This is a genomic window from Microbacterium sp. SW12, from assembly GCF_055391095.1.
Genome location: NZ_AP024335.1, coordinates 15,727 through 33,456, shown reverse-complemented (window position 1 = coordinate 33,456; position 17,730 = coordinate 15,727). Strand labels below are relative to the sequence as shown.

Below are 17,730 nucleotides of genomic sequence, written 5' to 3'. Positions count from 1 at the left end.
GGTCGTCGTCCCGTCGATGCTGCGGGATCGGGCGATCAGGGTGTGGTTCTCATCCTATCCGGGCCGTGATCGGGCGTGGCCGTCTGGCCATAGGATCACGCCCGGGGAGCCGGGCCGGCGGTGGTACCGGTTCGGAACGAACACGTGAACGTGACGGATGCCGCATCCTCCCCCGCCAGCATCGACACCACTGCAGTCCCGGCGGCGCGCCCCTTCTCGACGGCCGGCTGCACCAGGGTCGTCAGTTCGTAGGCATCCAGGCCGTCGACGTCCACCCCGTCGAAGCCGGTGACGCTGAGGTCCTCGGGAACGCGCAGGCCGCACTCTTCTGCTGCGCGGATCACGCCCGCGGCAAGCAGGTCGGTCTGGGCAATCACCGCGGTCGGTCGGTCGGGCCCGGCAAGAATCTCGCGGCCTGCTATCAAGCCTTCATCGATCGAGCTGGTCACCGCAGCGTATGTCGGGGCTTCGGGATAGACGGCACGGGCGCCGGTCAGGCGCGCCGCGGTCACGTCGACCTCGACGGCATCGGCGGGTCCGAACCAGCCGCGGGCACGCGACGGACGGATCGGGAGAGTGAGCAGGGTCACCCGCTCGTGGCCGAGGTCCCTGAGGTAGCTCGCTGCCCGCTGCTGCGCCGCGCTGTTGTCCAGTTCGATCCGCGGGATGTCGGGCCCCGCGTCGCCTTCGATGACGACAACGGGCACGCGTCGAGCGCGCAGAACGTCGAGCGAGGGCTGGCGGGTTTGTCCGAATCCGACGAGGACCGCAGCATCGATCGGCGCGGAGGTCATCGCCGATGACACCTCGATCGCACCGCTGTCGGTGCCGGTTGCCGGAGCCGCAGCTGACGTCTCATCGGGCAGCAACAGAAGCCCCGCACGAAGCGGCGCCACCCCCTCGGCGATGCCGTCCATCATCGCTATCGTCACCGGGTCGTGAAAGGCGGCACGCAGCGAACCCCCGAATACGACGCCGACGATGCCGGACCTGCCCCGCCGCAGCGACGCGGCGCGGGGATCCGGACCGGTGTACCCGAGCGCCTCGGCAGCCGCCAGCACGCGACGGCGGGTCTCGGCGGAGGCGGGCGCGTTGCCACTGAAGACGACGGACGCCGTGGAGGGGGAGACTCCGGCTTCGCGCGCGACGTCAGTGATCGTTGCCCTGCGCTCGCTCATGGTGCCTCGATGGTACTGGCTTGCACGCGCCGTGAACCGGGACATGGTGCGCGTCGAAACGATTCGATACACTCGTCCGGTGGATACCGCTCTCACTCGCGCTCAGATCACCCGATGGCGCACGGCTGTCTTCACCATCTTCTTCCTGAGCGGTCTGAGCGTGGCGACATGGGCTGCGCGGGTGCCGGCGATCAAGGCGACGCTCGGGGTCGACAATATTCAGATCGGCTTCATGCTGCTGGGCGCAGGTCTGGCATCGATCATCGGCCTGTCCCTGGCATCCGTCGTTCTCGCCCGGTTCGGTGCTCGCCGAAGCATGCTCGGCGCCATCCTCACCTTCTCGGTCGGTGTCGCGCTCGTCGGAATCGGTGTGGACGTCGCGAATTCATACATTCTCGTGATCGTGGGTCTCGCGTTGTTCGGACTGGGCAACGGCTCCGTCGACGTCATGATGAACGTCGAGGGTGCCGCGATCGAAAAGACGATCGGCAAGACGATCCTTCCGCTGTTCCACGCCTTCTTCAGCTTCGGCACCGTCGCCGGCGCGGGCCTCGGTGCCCTCGCGATCGCGGTGAACTCGAACGTGCTGACGCACACCGCGCTGATCGCCGGTCTCCTCGCCCTGACCGGCCTGTGGGCCAGCGCCAACGTGCCCGCCCGGGAGATCGCGATGGACCCGGATGCCGACCCGACGCCGACGCAGAAGCCGCGCATGCGCGAACGGCTGAGCGTCGCCCTGTCGGCATGGAAGGAGCCCCGCACCTACACACTCGGGATCATCATGCTCGGGATGGCCTTCGCCGAGGGCGGGGCCAACGACTGGCTCGCCCTGGGGGTCGTGGACGGCCACGACGCCAGCGAAGCGCTCGGGGCGATCGGGCTTGCCGTGTTCTCGGTCAGCATGACGGTGGTCCGGGTCTTCGGTGGGCCCCTGGTCGACAGGTTCGGCCGCGTCGCCACCCTGCGCGTGCTTTCCCTGCTCGCGGCATCCGGCTTGCTGCTGTTCATCCTCGCGCCGAACGTCCCACTGATCTTCGTCGGGGCTGCGCTCTGGGGCGCGGGCACCTCCCTGGGCTTCCCGCTCGGGATGTCGGCCGCCGCTGACGACCCCGCGAAAGCCGCAGCACGCGTGAGCGCAGCCGCCACGATCGGCTACGTCGCGTTTTTGTGCGGCCCACCGATCCTGGGGTTCATCAGCTTCCATATCGGCGTGCTCAACACGCTCTACATCCTGGTCGCCCTCGCAATCGCCTCCGGGCTCGCATCGGGTGCTGCCCGGCCGCTCGCGGTGCCCGCTCCGGCGCCTGCCGGCGGTGAGCGCCCCTCGGAACCCGCCGATACTCGCGCGGAGTGAGGGCCGTTAGGCTCGACGGGTGCGTCTTGTCATCGCCCGCTGCACCGTCGATTACACCGGCCGACTGAACGCGCATCTCGCGCTCGCGACCAGGCTGCTGGTTCACAAGGGCGACGGATCGCTGCTCGTGCACTCGGACGGCGGCTCGTACAAGCCCCTCAACTGGATGAGCCCGCCCTGTTCGCTGGTGGTGGAAGAGCCGGATGCCGAAGCCGCCGACGTCGGCGTCATCGAGCAGTGGCGCGTGACCCACGCGAAGACCGGCGATGCACTCCTCGTGCGAATCTACGAGGTTGTCCACGACTCCTCGCACGAGCTCGGCATCGACCCGGGCCTGGTGAAAGACGGCGTCGAGGCTGACCTCCAACGACTCCTTGCCGAGCAGGTCGACGTCATCGGCGACGGGCTCAGCCTCGTTCGTCGCGAGTACCCGACCGCCATCGGCCCTGTGGACCTGTTGCTGCGCAACCCCGACGGCGGCACGATCGCCGTCGAGGTGAAACGTCGAGGCGACATCGACGGGGTTGAGCAGCTCACGCGCTACCTTGAGCTGCTCGGGCGGGATCCGCACCTGGCACCGGTGACGGGAGTGTTCGCGGCCCAGGAGATCAAGCCGCAGGCGCGCGTGCTGGCCACGGACCGTGGCATCCGCTGCGTCACCCTCGACTACGAGGGCATGAAGGGAATCGAGTCCGGCGCGCCGCGCCTGTTCTAGCCCTCACCCGCTAGCCGCGGTCACGGTGCCGCGGTTCCCCTAGCGTGGAGTCATGCGATCTCCCTGGACCTGCGTGCTGTGGGACGTCGACGGCACCGTCGTCGACGCCTCCGACGGCATCCTTCGTCGACTGACCACGACCCTCGAGCACTTCGGCTATCCCGCACCGACCCGGGCCGAGCTCGTCCACTGGATCGGTCCGCCGATGTTCGAGTCGTTCCAGGTGAACCTCGGCATGACCCCGGAGCAGTCGACGGATGCCGTCGCCTATTACCGGGCCCTCAGCAAGGCCGACGGCTATACGACAGGTGCGCGGTTGTTCGACGGCATCGGCGAGCTCATCGCCGATCTCGATCGCGCCGGAATCCCGCAGGCGACCGCCAGCTCCAAGCCCGAGAACCAAGTCGTCGCCCTGATGGAGCATTTCGCGCTGTCGCCGCACCTGCGTGCGATCACCGGCGCCACTCCCGATGAGCGGACACTCAGCGCGAAGGCCGACATCGTCGCTGAAGCGCTGCGGCGGCTGCGCGCGGTGGGCGTCGACACGTCGCGGCCCGTGCTCATCGGGGATCGTCACCACGATGTCGAGGGGGGCGCCGTCAATGACGTGCCGGTGATCTTCGTGCGGTGGGGTTTCAGTTGGCCCCACGAGTCCGAGGGTGCACAGGCAACGGTCGACGACGTCGCGTCGCTGCGCGAGTTGCTGCTGACACCGACAGAATAGGTGCGCAGGAGGGCAACGATGACCGACACCGCAGCGACCGAAACCCGCGCGCGATCGACACTCGGTGTCGGGATTCGAACCGTCGTGTCACGGATGCCGGCCACGATCGTTTTCGTCCTCGCACTGCTCGCGGTGGGCGTCATCTGGCAGGGCCTGTGGCAATCGTTCAAGCACAATCCGCTGTTCGCGGAGGTGGCCTACGGGCTGCCGGCGTTCCTGGAGGGCCAGTGGTGGGCACCGGTCACGGGAACGTTCTTCGTCGTCCATCCGTGGGTCTACCTCATCACGATCGCGAGCTTCGTCGGCATGGGGTACCTCGAGTGGCGGCGCGGAACCCGAGTAGCCCTCGCGTACTACACGGTGGGACAGCTGTTCGCGATCTTCGCCAGCGCCCTGGCCCTCTGGCTCCTGGCCTTCACACCCTGGCCCTGGGCGCAGCGCGAGGCCCTCGCCCTGGATGTCGGCCCCTCCGGCGGCACGATGGCCTGCCTGGCGGCTGCCGCCAGCCTGCTGCCGTCGCCGTGGCGCTCCCGCGCGTGGCTCGTACTGCTCGGCGGCGGCGCGGTGGCCCTGCTGTATTGGGGTTCGCTCGCGGACATCGAGCACACGTTCGCGATCCTGCTCGTTCTGGTCGTGGCGCGCCCGCTCCGGGTCCGACGCGTGAGCGTTCAAGAGCAGCGATTCGTCGCCCTGATAGCGGTTCTCGCGCTGGCAGCGATCGAGACCCTCACCTCCATCGTTCCCACCGATGGTCCGTTCGGTCGCACCGAACTCGGCGGTGGGTCCTGGATCGACACCGCAATCGACGTCGTCATCCTGCTTCTGGTTGCCCGCGGACTGTTCCGCGGCCGCCGCTGGGCGTGGGTCATCGCCGTCGTCCTCGCGAGCATCAACGTCGTTCTGGGCATCCTGGTCATCGCGCTGTACGTCAGCTTCCCCGCCGCCGATCTCACCTGGGACGGCGACCCGTCGGTAACGGTCGCGACGGCGGTCTTGTGGGGCATCCTGCTCGTCTACCTCGTGTGGGTGCGCGGCGCTTTCCGTGGGCGCCGCCGCGCGAGCCTCGGCCTCAGCCCGACGCCAACCGATAGCGATGTGCGCCAGATGCTGCACGACTTCGGCGGCGGCACCCTGTCGTGGATGACGACCTGGGAGGGCCTGTCGTATGCCCGCACGAGTTCGGGAATCGTCGCCTACCAGCGCCGCTCAGGGGTGGCCCTCGTTCTGGCCGACCCGCTCGGACCCCGCGAGAGCCGCGCGGAATCGGTGCGGGAGTTCGTCTCGATGGCCGAGAGCGCGGGGCTCATACCGTGCTTTTTCTCGGCCGATGACGCAACCCGCGCTGTCATACCGGAGGGCTGGCGCAACCTCATCGTCGCCGACGACACGATCGTCGACCTGGCGGGACTCGAATTCACCGGCAAGCGGTGGGCTGCGGTTCGCACGTCGCTGAACCGCGCGAACCGCGAAGAAATGACCTTCCGGATGACACGCCTGGTCGACGAGCCCTGGGGCATCCAGCAACAGCTGCGCGCCATCTCTGACATGTGGGTCGGCGATAAGGGCCTGCCGGAAATGGGATTCACACTCGGCACTCTGCACGAGGCTGCCGACCCTGAGGTGCGCCTGGCGCTGGCCATCTCACCGCACGGCGACGTCGACGGATTCCTCTCCTGGCTACCGGTCTACGGCGAAGGCCGCATAGAGGGCTGGACCCTCGACCTCATGCGCCGCCGCGAGGGCGGGTTCGGGCCGGTGATGGAGTTCCTGATCGGTTCGTCGGCGCGATTCTTCGCCGACGAGGGAGCACGGATGCTGTCCCTGTCGGGCGCGCCCTTGACGCATGACTACCCGCCGGACGCCGGCATGATCGCTGACATCACCGAGCGGCTGGCCGACATGCTCGAGCCGGTGTACGGCTTCCGGTCGCTGCACCGCTTCAAGGAGAAGTTCCATCCGCGCTACGAGTCGCTGTACCTGCTGTACCGCGACGAGGCTGACCTGGCGCGGATCGGACTCGCGTTGACCCGAGCGTTCCTGCCCGATGCTTCGCTGCGTCAGCTCGCTGGATCGAGTCGGGAACTGCTCCGCAGCGGACGATCCTGAGGGACACCGCGCGATCGAACGCGGCGCCATCGAACGTGGTGCCATCGAACGCCCGGGCCGAGCAACGCTCCAGACCCGGGCGTCGACGGATCCCCCCGGATAGATCGCGCCAAAGCGCGACGAGCCACACTCTATCGACACCCGCGTCCCGCAGGTACCACCGCTGGGTCAGATCGCCGGTCCGCTCAGGATGTCGCGAGGAAGACCGCGTCACCGCCGGTGTTGAGCACCGTCCAGACGCCGCCCTCGATCTCCTCGGCCGGGACGCTCACAGCGACGTTCGCCGACAGATCCTCGGCGGGCGGATACACCGTTCCGATCGACCAGAGCTGATTCGGTATGTCAGCTGCGGCATTCTCGAACAGTTCGTAACTGCGCCCGCTCGCGCCGATGTAGCGCACGACAAGGGAGGCCCACGGGTCGATCCCGAGCGCGTCAGCGTCCGCCGGATCCTCGCCCGCCTCGACCAGCTGCGCACGGATCGCATCCCAATCGATGAGGATACGAAGCGGCAGCACGACATACCCGTCGCCGACCTCCGTCGCGGCAGTCGCACCGACTGACCATGCCGACGCGTCCGAGAGCCGGATGGTCTCGCCGACCGGGAGCGGGTTGCCCCGCGTCCCCGGCGCAGCCTCCGCACTCTCGCTGACCGACGGAGTCGGACTCGGGTCGGGCGCCGACTCGGCGGTACACCCCGTCACCGCAAGCCCCACGATCGTGAGTGCGGCCAGGGCCGCGGCAGGCTGGAATCTCATGACGCCTCGAGTCGGGTAGGACGAAAAGAAGGCCCCTCTCGGGACCTTCTCTCCTGTGCGCGAGGGGGGAGTTGAACCCCCACGCCCTTTCGGGCACTGGCACCTGAAGCCAGCGCGTCTGCCTATTCCGCCACTCGCGCGAACCGCGGCGGACCGCGGATCAACTTCCCGAGGATATCACGACGGATCGGCGCGTCGAGCCCGGTATCGGCGCTTCCGCCAGGTCGTCCATGGCCCGTTCAGAGTCTCCAACTAGCATGGGTGGACCGCTCTGCCTGCCTGAGGAGATCCGTGGGACTACTTGACAGCTTCGAGAAGGGACTCGAACGTGCCGTGAACGGCGCGTTCGCGAAGACCTTCCGTAGCGGGATCCAACCCGTCGAGATCGCCTCCGCCCTGCGCAGCGAGCTCGACAAGAAGGCCGCCGTGGTGGCTCGGGACAGGATCCTTGCCCCGAACACGTTCACCGTCCGGCTGGCACCCGCCGACGACGAACGGATGCAGGCGATCGGACAGCCGCTCGTCGACGAACTGGCCGAGCTCGTCACGAAGCACGCACGCTCACAGGGATATACCTTCGCCGGCCCCGTTTCCGTAACCATTCGTCGAGACGACGCCCTCTCGACCGGCACGCTGCAGGTCGACTCGTCGACCGCACAAGGCTCGGTGTCATGGCGCGGCGTACTTGACATCGCGGGCCAGCGGCATCCGCTCGTGAAGGCCCGCACGGTGATCGGTCGGGGAAGCGACGCCGACATCACGCTCGCGGATTCCGGAACCAGCCGCCGGCACGTCGAAGTGCTGTGGGACGGCGAGCGCGCGATGGTGCGCGACCTCGGGTCGACCAATGGCACGCTGCTGAACGGTCGCAAGATCACCGAGTCCCCCCTGCCACCGGACTCCACCATCACGATCGGCCGCACCGACATGATCTTCCGCGTCGTCGCGCAGGCCTCGGCGCCGGCGCGACCTGCAGCATCCGATGCCACGCGCGCTTTCGACGTGTTCGACGGGGGCGGCCGCGCATGAGTGAACTGACACTTCTTCTGCTGCAGATCGGCTTTCTGCTGCTGCTCTGGTTCTTCGTCTTCGCCGTGGTCTACTCGTTGCGTGCCGACGTGTTCGGTGTGCGGGTACGACGGATGCCGGAGGCTGCGGCGGCCGGACCGTCTTCGCCCCGAGAGACAGCCCCCGTGGCGCCCACAGCACAGCCGGCACCCTCCGGAGCCGCTGGGGGACCCGCAACGAGAGACGCCGTCTCGCGCATCGTGATCACGAGCGGCCCCAAGGCCGGTCTCGAGCTCCCCCTGGGAACCGAACCGCTGACGATCGGGCGATCCAGCGAGTCGGGCCTGGTCATCCGTGACGACTACACCTCGAGCCACCACGCGCGTCTCCTGCTGTGGGGCGAGCAGTGGATGCTGCAGGATCTCGATTCGACGAACGGCACCTGGCATGACGGCGCACGCGTGAGCGCGCCGGTCGAGGTGAAGATCGGCGCCCCGATCAAGGTCGGCGCGACAACCTTCGAGCTGCGGAAGTAACGGCCGACCCGTCATGGTCTTCGAAGGATCCAGCGCGGCGCTGTCGCACACCGGCAAGGTGCGCTCGAACAACCAGGACTCCGGGTACGCCGGGTCCAACCTGTTCGTCGTCGCCGACGGGATGGGCGGCCACGCCGGTGGCGACGTGGCCTCGAGCATCGCGATCGCGCAGCTGGCAGAGCTCGATCGACCCTTCGACTCACCCGCTGCAGCAGAACGCGCATTGGGCGAGGCGATCACCGATACCGCGGCTGCCCTCATCGATACCGTCGCCGCGCGCCCGGAACTGGCCGGCATGGGAACCACCGTGAGCGCGCTTGCGATGGTCGATGACTACGCCGTGATCGCCCACATCGGCGATTCCCGCGTGTACTTGTACCGCGACGGGGCCCTGACCCAGATCACGACGGACCACACGTTCGTCCAGCGTCTGGTCGACTCGGGTCGCATCACTCCCGAAGAGGCGCGGTATCACCCGCGGCGCTCGGTGCTGATGCGCGTGCTCGGTGACATGTCGCCGAACCCCGAGATCGACACCTTCGTCATGCCGACTCAGCCCGGTGACCGCTGGCTCCTGTGCTCGGACGGGCTGTGCGGCGTCGTCCCCGACACCCAGACGTCCAAGGCACTCGCGGCAGATCTCGCTCCCGCCCGCACCGCCGACGCTCTGCTGAAGATGGCTCTGGATGCCGGGGCTCCCGACAACGTCACCATCGTGCTGGTGGATGTCGGGGGGCGGCATCCGCTCTTCTCGGGAACCGCGACGGTTGTCGGGTCCGCGTCGAATCCGGAGGGAATCGACGTCCCCGCGGCCCGCAGCTCCCTGACGGGCTGGTTGCATCCTGCGCGGCAGGCAGCCAACGAGCCGACCCATTTCGAACCGGCCCCGGAGTTCCTCGAAGAGCTCATCGAAGAGGACCGCCGCCGGTCGCGACGCCGCCGGCTTGCCTGGATCGCAGGGTTCGTGATCGTGCTCGCGATGATCGGCGTCGCCCTCTTCGGCGCCTACCAGTGGACGCAGACCCGCTTTTTCGTCGGCGCCGACGACGACACTGTCGTCATCTACCGCGGCATCCAGCAGAACATCGGCCCGATCTCGCTGTCGACGCCGTACGAGGACACCGGCATCCTGCTCGCCGATCTGAGCAACTTCAAGCGCGCAACGGTCGAAGGCACGATCTCGGCCCGATCGCTCGCAGATGCGCGAGCGATCGTGAACGCGCTCGATCCCGACGACGCGGAGGAATCAGATGGCTGATCCCGCGATCACGCGTGAACCGGCGGCCGACGTCTCGACCGACACGGCAGTCGTTCGCGCGCTCAAGCGACTGCGCACCCCGCAGAAGCAGCGCAACCGCGAACTCGGCCTGCTGCTGTTCGCCCTCGTGCTCTCGCTGGGCGCCCTCGCGCTGGTGCAGCTCGGCGTCATGGGCGAGATCGCCCCCGCCTACCTCATCGCCTTCGGCGGACTGTTCACCACGGTCATCGCCGTCCACATCGCCTTGCGCGTCTGGGCCCGGGATGCCGACCCGTTCGTCGTGCCGATTGCGACCCTCCTCACCGGGCTCGGGATCGCGATGATCTACCGCATCGACCTCGCCGACGGCGCCGAAGGGTGGGATGCGGCGTCGGTTCGCCAGCTCGCCTGGGCGGGCATTGCGATCCTCGGATGCCTCGCCGTGGTGATCGCGCTGCGCAACTACCGCGTGCTGTTCCGCTACACCTACATCTTCGGGTTCGCCGGGATCGCCCTGCTGCTACTTCCGATCGTGCCGGGCCTCGGTACCGATGCGAACGCGGACGTCTGGGTGTCGCTCGGGATCTTCTCGTTCCAACCCGGCGAGCTCGCGAAGATCTCGTTGGCGATCTTCTTCGCCGGCTACCTCGTGCGCACCCGCGAGAGCCTGAGCTCGGTCGGAACCCGGTTCCTGGGCATGACGTGGCCGCGGGCGCGCGAGCTGGGTCCCCTCCTCGTCCTCTGGCTGATCTCGCTCGGCATCATCGTGCTGCAGCGCGACCTCGGCACCGGACTGCTGCTGTTCGGCATGTTCGTCGCGATGCTCTACGTCGCCACCGGCAAGACGTCCTGGGTCGTCATCGGTCTCGTCCTGGCCGCGGCCGGCGCCTTCTTCGCCTCGCGGGTGCTGTCCTACGTCGGCGGACGGTTCGACAACTGGCTCGACCCGTTCAACCCTGAGCGCATCGACGCCTACGGCGGCAGCTTCCAGCTCGTGCAGGGAATCTACGGCCTCGCCCACGGCGGGCTCATCGGCACCGGGCTCGGGCAGGGGCGGCCCTACATCACGCCGCTGTCGCAGAGCGACTACATCCTGCCGAGCCTGGGTGAAGAGCTCGGCCTTGCCGGTGTCTTCGCCATCCTGCTGCTGTACATGGTGTTCGTTGCGCGCGGCATCCGGATCGGCGTCGCCGGTCAAGACGACTTCGGCAAGCTGCTGGCGACCGGTCTCGCGTTCACGATCGCCCTGCAGGTGTTCATCATGGTCGGCGGCGTCACCCGAGTCATCCCCGTCACGGGCCTCACGACACCGTTCCTGGCCGCGGGCGGATCCTCGCTCGTTGCCAACTGGATCATCGTGGCCCTTCTGCTTCGCATCTCGGATGCCGTCCGCAGCCGTCCTCGCGCGGTGATCGGATGATGGGGGTGATGCGGCGATGACCAAGGAGTTGCGGCGGCTGAGCATCCTGATGCTCATGATGTTCCTCGCCCTGTTCGCCTCGACGACGTGGATCCAGGGAATCCAGTCGGCGGATCTCGCCGACTACCCGCGCAACACGCGTGCCCTGTACGACTCCTACGAAGTGCAGCGCGGCTCGATCATCGCAAGCGGCTCGGCTATCGCGTCATCGGTCCCCTCGAGTGACGTCTTCAGCTGGCAGCGGGTCTACGTCGACCCCGACATGTGGGCTCCGGTGACCGGGGTGATCCCGGTGGTGGGCGAAGCGACCGGCATCGAACAGGCCATGAACGACGAGCTCAGCGGCACCGCAAGCTCGCAGTTCCTCTCTCGCATCGAACAGATCCTCACCGGGCAGCCGCCGCGCGGCTCCAATGTCGTGCTGTCGCTGGATGCCGACGTCCAGCGAGCCGCGTACGAGGCCCTCGGCGACCTGCAGGGCGCGGTCATCGCGATCGAACCCGACACGGGCCGAGTCCTCGCGATGGTCACGAGCCCCAGCTACGACACGAACCTCCTCGTTTCGCACGACACCGCTCAGGTCGAGACTGATTACGCCGCCCTGCTCGCGGATCCCGCGGACCCGCTCTACAACCGCGCCATCGCGGGGGATCTCAACCCACCGGGATCGACGTTCAAGGTCGTCGTCGTCGCGGCGGCTCTGGCGTCGGGCGACTACACGCCCGATTCGCAGATCCCGAACCCGGCCATCTGGCAGCTGCCCCAGTCGTCGAACACGATCCGCAACGCCAGCGGCGGAACATGTGGGCCGGGCGAGACGGTATCGATAGCCGACGCGCTGCGCCTGAGCTGCAACATCCCCATGGCTCAGCTTGCCGTGCAGCTCGGAGACGAGGCCATCCGCCAGCAGGCTGAGAAGTTCGGCTTCAACCTCTCGTTCAGCATCCCGCTCGACTCGATTCCCTCGAGCTACCCCCGGGGGCTGGACGCTCCGCAGACCGCGCTCACCGGCTTCGGTCAGGGGCAGGTGACGGCGACGCCGCTGCAGATGGCGATGGTCTCGGCCGGTATCGCCAACGGCGGCATCGTCATGAACCCCCGCATGGTCGACCAGGTCATCGGGCCCGACCTTTCGGTGCAGCAGACGTTTGAGAGCACCGTTTTCGGCGAGGCACTGAGTCCCGCGTTGAACGAGGAGATGGTCGCCATGATGGTCGCGAATGTCGAAAACGGCGCCGCCTCGAATGCAAGAATAGAGGGCGTCGACGTGGCCGGTAAGACGGGTACGGCGGAGAACGGACCCAACAAGCCGTACACCCTCTGGTTCACCGGGTTCGCGCCCGCCGACGATCCCGAGGTGGCAGTGGCTGTCGTCGTGGAGAACGGTGGCGGAATGGGTCAGTCGGGATACGGAGATCTCATCGCGTCCCCGATCGCGAAGAAGGTCATGGAGGCGGTGCTGAACAAATGAGACCGACGCAGGGTGTGACCTTCGGCGGCCGTTACGAGCTGGATTCGCGAATCGCGATCGGCGGCATGGGCGAGGTCTGGGAAGCAACCGACCACGTCATCGGACGGACGGTCGCGATCAAGATCCTCAAAGACGAGTACATGGGCGACCCCGGGTTCCTCGAGCGGTTCCGCGCCGAGGCCAGGCACGCAGCGCTCGTCAACCACGAGGGCATCGCCAGCGTCTTCGACTACGGCGAAGAGAACGGCAGTGCGTTCCTGGTGATGGAGCTCGTTCCCGGTGAAGCCCTGTCGACGATCCTCGAACGAGACGGATCGCTGTCGACTGACAAGACGCTCGACATCATCGCCCAGACCTCTGCAGCCCTGCAGGCAGCGCACGCGGCGGGCCTCGTCCATCGAGACATCAAGCCCGGGAACCTGCTGATCACCCCCGACGGCCGCGTCAAGATCACGGACTTCGGCATCGCTCGTATCGCCGACCAGGTTCCCCTGACCGCGACAGGCCAGGTCATGGGCACCGTGCAGTACCTCTCGCCCGAGCAAGCATCCGGTCACCCGGCCTCCCCTGCCACCGACATCTACTCGCTCGGGATCGTCGCGTACGAATGCCTGGCCGGCAAGCGTCCGTTCACCGGCGAGTCCCAGGTCGCGATCGCGATGGCCCAGATCAACGAGCAGCCGCCGCCGCTGCCGCCAACCGTGGCTGTTCCGGTACAGAACCTCGTCATGGCGATGATCGCCAAAAAGCCCGAGGACCGACCTGCCACGGCGGCTGCCGTTGCTCGGGCAGCCACGGCTCTGCGCCGAGGCGACGTCGCCGCCGCAGCAGCAGCGATCCCGGCGATCGCCACGGGCGCCATCGCCGCTGATGACGCAACGGCACTGCTGACGTCCACCGCGACATCCGCCGAGACACGGCTGATGCCGGCTCCGGAGACCCCTACCGAAGAGCCTGCGCCGCGCAAGCGCAGCCCGTGGACCTGGCCCCTCGTCGCGCTCATCGTGCTGCTTGTGCTCGTGCTCGGCGGCACGATCTGGGCCCTGGTTGCCAACCAGCCGCCGTCACCCGACCCCACGAGCTCGTCGTCGGCCCCGTCGCCGAGCGCCTCGACACCGACGCCCTCGCCGAGTGAGACCCGCATCAACATCGACGCCCTGAACCTCGTCGGCATGCAGTGCGACCAGGCTGTGCAGGATGCCAAGAGCGCGGGGGTGCTCGAAGTGGTCACCGACAACGGCACTGCTGCTCCGGATGACTCGCAGGTCGGCGTCGTTTGGCAGGTGAACCCGACCGGCAACATCGAGCCGACAACGGCGCTCACGATCTCGTGCTACGGCCAGGTCACGCCCATCGGCGGCCCGAGCAACCCCCCGGCGATCCAGGGCGGTGAGCCTGCTGTGGCGGGCTCGACCGTCACGCTGACGTGGGACAGCTTCACCTGCCCCACCGGCACGGGCACGCTCAGCGGCTACACCGTCACCCTGCAGAACGCGGTCTTCACCGTTGACGGCACCTCGCAGCGCACGTTCCCCCGAACGACCGCGAGGAGGCGATCCTGATCGCCAACGCAGCCGGACAGACGCTCACCGCGTCGTACACCGCCCTGTGCAGTGGCGCCGAGCAGCGCACGTCGGATGCCTCACCGCAGATGCAGGTTCAGATTGAGGCTCCAGCGACCCCGACCCCCACTCCCTGACCGGAGGTTCACAGGAAGCGCTCGACTAGGCTGAACAGGCTGGCTCAGTCAGGGAGGGGTAGTGTGACCGACGATTCTCGCGTGCTGTCGGGGCGCTACCGGATCGACGAGTCGATCGGCCGTGGCGGCATGGCATCGGTGTATCGCGGATACGACCTGACCCTCGGCCGCGACGTCGCCATCAAGATCCTCGATCCTGAGCTGGCCCGCGATGCCGGTTTCCGCACGCGCTTCCGCTTGGAGGCGCAGGCGGCGTCGCGGATGTCGCACCCGACGATCGTGCGCGTGTTCGACGCCGGCGAAGAGACCGAGTCCCTTCCCGACGGCACGACCCAGCCGGTGCCGTACATCGTCATGGAGCTGGTTTCTGGTCGACTGCTGAAGGACGTCATCGAAGAGGGCCCTGTCGACGCCGAGCGTGCCGTCGCCTATGCCGACGGCATCCTTGAAGCCCTCGAGTACTCGCACCGTGCCGGTGTGGTGCACCGCGACATCAAGCCCGGCAACGTCATGGTCACCGCCGACGACCACATCAAGGTCATGGACTTCGGTATCGCTCGCGCCGTCTCGGATTCGTCGTCCACCGTCGCCGAGACCACCGCGATCCTCGGCACCGCCGCCTACTTCTCGCCCGAGCAGGCGAAGGGCGAACCGGTCGATGCCCGTGCCGACCTGTACTCCACCGGTGTCGTGCTCTATGAGCTGTTGACCGGCAGAGCGCCGTTCCGGGGCGAGTCCCCGGTTGCCGTTGCCTATCAGCACGTCAGCGAGACCCCCCTCACGCCGTCGGAGATCAACGAAGAGATTCCGCGAGCGCTGGATGCCGTAGTGCTGCGCGCTCTCGCGAAGGATCCCTACCAGCGCTACCAAGACGCCCCCTCGTTTCGCGCCGCACTGACTCACGCACTGACCGGTAAGGCGCCCTCCCGCCGCCAGTTGGGAACACTCACCAGCGAGCTCTACGGACCCAACCCGCGGCAAGCCGCAGAGACTGCCCGGTCGCTTCGGCAGCTCTCGACCGACACGACCATGCGCCGCACGCAGTCGGGTCCCCCCGTGGCCTGGGTGTGGGCAGGCGTCGCGATCCTGGCCGTGTTGCTGATCTCGGTCTTGTTCTGGGTGCTCACCATTCCGCGCGGGGACGAGAACGTCCCCAGCAACTCCCGGATCGTCCCCGACCTCACCGGCATGACCTACGATCGGGCCGCCGAAGAACTGACCGCGATCGACCTCGTTCCGGTGCGCGTCGAAGAGTCGAGTGTCGAGGTGGCCGAAGGAAACGTCATCCGGACAGAACCCGGCACGGATGTCTCGGTCGAGGTGAACCAGGAGATCAAGGTTTACGTTTCGACGGGGCAAGAGCTCGCGGCCGTGCCGACGCTCACCGGCCTCACGCAGGAAACTGCCGCGCAGGCCCTCGAGCAGGTCGGTCTGAAGGTCGGCACGGTGACCTCGCGCAACGACCCCGCCCTCGACGCCGGAATCGTCATCGCTGCGGACCCGGCTGGCGGTGATCAGGTCGCGGTTGGAAGCAGCGTCGACCTCGTCGTTGCGACGGGACGCGTTCTGATCAACGACGTGACCGGGTACACCGTCGAGGCTGCCACGCGCGAACTCGAAGCCCCGGACACTCAGCTGACGGTCGAGACGCAGGAGGACACGTCGTGCCCCGCGACCAACCCGCCTGTCGTCATCGCTCAGTCCCTCGCGCCCGGTGAGGTCCCGGTCCGCTCGACGATCACGTTGACCTACTGCTCCGGTTGACCCCCGACCGCACGGCGCCGAGCGGCGCTCGCCTCGTCTGGCTAGACCGTCGAGACTGCAACGTGCCCGCGAGAGAGCCCACTGAGCGCACGGCCTCGCGGGCACGGTGCAGTCTCGCGAGGGATTGACTCACACGCCGGCGGCGACGTGCGGCCGGAGCGTGCGGGATCGTTCGACGGCATCCGGATAGCCGACCTGTTCCAACCAGTTCGCCAGCAGCCGGTAACCGCCTTCGGTGAGCACGCTCTCGGGGTGGAATTGCACACCCCACAGCGGCGCGTCGCGGTGCGCGATGCCCATGACGATTCCGCTGTCGGTGCGGGCCGTGACGACGAGACTCTCGGGGATCGAGTCGGGATCAATCGACAGCGAGTGATACCGGTTGGCGATGAACGGCGACGGGATTCCGAAAAAGAGCGTCGACCCATCGTGAGTGACCGGCGAGGTGACGCCATGGAACAGTTCCGGAGCGACGGACACCCGCGCACCCAGTGCCTCGGCGATCACCTGGTGCCCTAGGCACACTCCGAGCACGGGAACACCCCGCTCCACGGCCTCGCGCACAAGATTCTGCGAGGCCGCGGTGTCGGCGGGGCGACCGGGACCGGGGGAGATAAGGATGCCGGCGTGTTCACCGACGAGCCGCGGGACGGCATCCACGCTGACCTGGTCTGCCTCGACCATGACGGTAGCGGCACCCAACTCGTGCAGGTACCCGACGAGCGTGTGGACGAAGCTGTCGTGGTTGTCGACTACGAGCACCGGTGCGATGCTCGCTGGATCTGCGGTCACCCGACTGTCGCGTCCTGCGGAGTGGTCAGCTCACTGATCCAGGGGAAAACGTAGAACACGAGGCCGTACAGAACAGCGGCGGCCATCACGGTGAGAATCGCGACCTTTGCCCACCACGGGCCGGGCAGCACGTGCCAGAGAGCGGCATACATCAGGCGATTCCTTCCGTGAGGGATGCGGGCGGGCCGGCTTCGCGGGGAGTGAACGACTCGAACACGCCGTACGCGACGATGCGCTCCGTCATGCTCCAGCGCGGACTGCAGCTGGTCAACGTGATGTAGGCATCGCCGGCTGCGACATCCAGCTGCGGCGTCGCGTTGAGCACTGAGGTCTCAGTCGGCTTCACATACTCGAGGGTGCGGAACCGATAGGTGTACCAGCCGGCTTCAGTTTCGACGACGATCGCATCGCCGATCCGCAGGGTCTCGATGTCGGAGAACGGCTTGCCGTACGTCGTGCGGTGGCCGGCGACGGCGAAGTTCCCGGTCTCTCCCGGCATTTGCGTGCCCGGGTAATGACCGATGCCGATCGGGTCGAGCGTTCGTGCACGCGTCACACCGCCCGCGACCGGCACCATGTAGTCCGAGCCCCAGCGGGGAACACGCATGACAGCGAACTCTTGCGCGTCATCGGGCTGCCCGAGAACAGGGATGGAAACGTCGGCGTCGGTGGTGGCGGTCGGCTCCGGCGAGGCCGAAGCATCCGGCGTTGGAGATGCAGTCTCTGCTGCCTGTGCCCACTGCTCCGACAACTCGCTGCCGGCAGCGTTCTTCTGCGCGCCCTGGATGACGTCTCCGAGCCACAACTGCCAACCGACATAGAGGAAGGCGAGGACACCGACGGTGATGAGTAGTTCCCCGATCACGCCGAGGACGCTCACCCGGCGGCGGCGCTTCGTGGTGCGACGCGATCGCCGGGTCAGCTGCGGCGTCTCCTCCGCATCACCCACGGCATCCCCCTCGTCTGAG

The 17,730-nt window shown here is 67.5% G+C and carries 15 protein-coding genes, 1 tRNA gene and 1 pseudogene; 11 read left to right on the top strand and 6 right to left on the bottom strand.

Features of this window, described 5'->3' with window-relative positions:
- Positions 1-95: 95 nt before the first annotated feature.
- The gene (locus MICSW_RS00165; RefSeq protein ID WP_464496434.1) at positions 96-1,178 is read right to left on the bottom strand and encodes a LacI family DNA-binding transcriptional regulator; all 1,083 of its coding nucleotides are present in this window, start codon (positions 1,176-1,178) and stop codon (positions 96-98) included.
- 79 nt (positions 1,179-1,257) lie between these two features.
- Here MICSW_RS00165 and MICSW_RS00160 point away from each other — a divergent pair, with 79 nt between their 5' ends.
- From MICSW_RS00160 to MICSW_RS00145, 4 genes are read left to right on the top strand one after another with little or no spacing between them, the layout of a single operon-like run.
- Positions 1,258-2,532: an MFS transporter gene (locus tag MICSW_RS00160; protein ID WP_228179236.1), complete on the top strand. Its 1,275-nt coding sequence runs from the start codon at positions 1,258-1,260 to the stop codon at positions 2,530-2,532.
- A gap of 19 nt (positions 2,533-2,551) precedes the next feature.
- Positions 2,552-3,247, top strand: coding sequence for an endonuclease NucS (gene nucS / locus MICSW_RS00155; protein WP_228179235.1), 696 nt, complete (start codon positions 2,552-2,554; stop codon positions 3,245-3,247).
- Between the two features lie 52 nt (positions 3,248-3,299).
- A complete protein-coding gene (locus MICSW_RS00150) occupies positions 3,300-3,971 on the top strand; it encodes an HAD hydrolase-like protein (protein WP_228179234.1) in 672 nt (223 codons plus the stop codon).
- Between the two features lie 18 nt (positions 3,972-3,989).
- Complete coding sequence (locus MICSW_RS00145; protein ID WP_464496433.1) at positions 3,990-6,077, top strand: bifunctional lysylphosphatidylglycerol flippase/synthetase MprF; 2,088 nt, start codon at positions 3,990-3,992, stop codon at positions 6,075-6,077.
- A 185-nt stretch (positions 6,078-6,262) separates the two neighbouring features.
- Here MICSW_RS00145 and MICSW_RS00140 read toward each other — a convergent pair whose 3' ends face one another.
- A complete protein-coding gene (locus MICSW_RS00140) occupies positions 6,263-6,835 on the bottom strand; it encodes a hypothetical protein (RefSeq protein ID WP_228179232.1) in 573 nt (190 codons plus the stop codon).
- Between the two features lie 56 nt (positions 6,836-6,891).
- A tRNA-Leu gene (locus tag MICSW_RS00135) sits at positions 6,892-6,975 on the bottom strand.
- A gap of 151 nt (positions 6,976-7,126) precedes the next feature.
- Here MICSW_RS00135 and MICSW_RS00130 point away from each other — a divergent pair.
- The 7 genes and pseudogenes from MICSW_RS00130 to pknB all read left to right on the top strand — a co-directional run bounded on the left by MICSW_RS00130 (position 7,127) and on the right by pknB (position 15,970).
- Positions 7,127-7,864, top strand: a complete 738-nt coding sequence (locus MICSW_RS00130) for a DUF3662 and FHA domain-containing protein (RefSeq protein ID WP_347424165.1) — start codon at positions 7,127-7,129, stop codon at positions 7,862-7,864.
- Positions 7,861-8,379 carry an FHA domain-containing protein FhaB/FipA gene (locus MICSW_RS00125; protein WP_464496432.1) on the top strand — a complete coding sequence of 173 codons (519 nt, stop codon included), beginning with the start codon at positions 7,861-7,863 and terminating at the stop codon, positions 8,377-8,379. The genes MICSW_RS00130 and MICSW_RS00125 overlap by 4 nt, the downstream gene beginning before the upstream one ends.
- Positions 8,380-8,392: 13 nt before the next feature.
- Positions 8,393-9,637 carry a PP2C family protein-serine/threonine phosphatase gene (locus MICSW_RS00120; RefSeq protein ID WP_228179229.1) on the top strand — a complete coding sequence of 415 codons (1,245 nt, stop codon included), beginning with the start codon at positions 8,393-8,395 and terminating at the stop codon, positions 9,635-9,637.
- Positions 9,630-11,036: an FtsW/RodA/SpoVE family cell cycle protein gene (locus MICSW_RS00115; RefSeq protein WP_375237529.1), complete on the top strand. Its 1,407-nt coding sequence runs from the start codon at positions 9,630-9,632 to the stop codon at positions 11,034-11,036. The genes MICSW_RS00120 and MICSW_RS00115 overlap by 8 nt, the downstream gene beginning before the upstream one ends.
- Before the next feature lie 16 nt (positions 11,037-11,052).
- The gene (locus MICSW_RS00110; protein WP_228179227.1) at positions 11,053-12,507 is read left to right on the top strand and encodes a peptidoglycan D,D-transpeptidase FtsI family protein; all 1,455 of its coding nucleotides are present in this window, start codon (positions 11,053-11,055) and stop codon (positions 12,505-12,507) included.
- Positions 12,504-14,206: pseudogene (locus MICSW_RS00105) on the top strand (serine/threonine-protein kinase). Before MICSW_RS00110 ends, MICSW_RS00105 begins: the two are co-directional and overlap by 4 nt.
- Before the next feature lie 63 nt (positions 14,207-14,269).
- Positions 14,270-15,970, top strand: coding sequence for a Stk1 family PASTA domain-containing Ser/Thr kinase (gene pknB / locus MICSW_RS00100; protein WP_228179225.1), 1,701 nt, complete (start codon positions 14,270-14,272; stop codon positions 15,968-15,970).
- Between the two features lie 129 nt (positions 15,971-16,099).
- Here pknB and MICSW_RS00095 read toward each other — a convergent pair whose 3' ends face one another.
- The 3 genes from MICSW_RS00095 to MICSW_RS00085 are packed head-to-tail and all read right to left on the bottom strand — an operon-like array spanning position 16,100 to position 17,711.
- The gene (locus MICSW_RS00095; protein WP_292730080.1) at positions 16,100-16,762 is read right to left on the bottom strand and encodes an anthranilate synthase component II; all 663 of its coding nucleotides are present in this window, start codon (positions 16,760-16,762) and stop codon (positions 16,100-16,102) included.
- The gene (locus tag MICSW_RS00090; RefSeq protein ID WP_195692659.1) at positions 16,759-16,914 is read right to left on the bottom strand and encodes a hypothetical protein; all 156 of its coding nucleotides are present in this window, start codon (positions 16,912-16,914) and stop codon (positions 16,759-16,761) included. The genes MICSW_RS00095 and MICSW_RS00090 overlap by 4 nt, the downstream gene beginning before the upstream one ends.
- Entirely contained in the window at positions 16,914-17,711 is a 798-nt protein-coding gene (locus tag MICSW_RS00085; protein ID WP_292733557.1) for a class E sortase, read from the bottom strand. The genes MICSW_RS00090 and MICSW_RS00085 overlap by 1 nt, the downstream gene beginning before the upstream one ends.
- Positions 17,712-17,730: the final 19 nt, after the last annotated feature.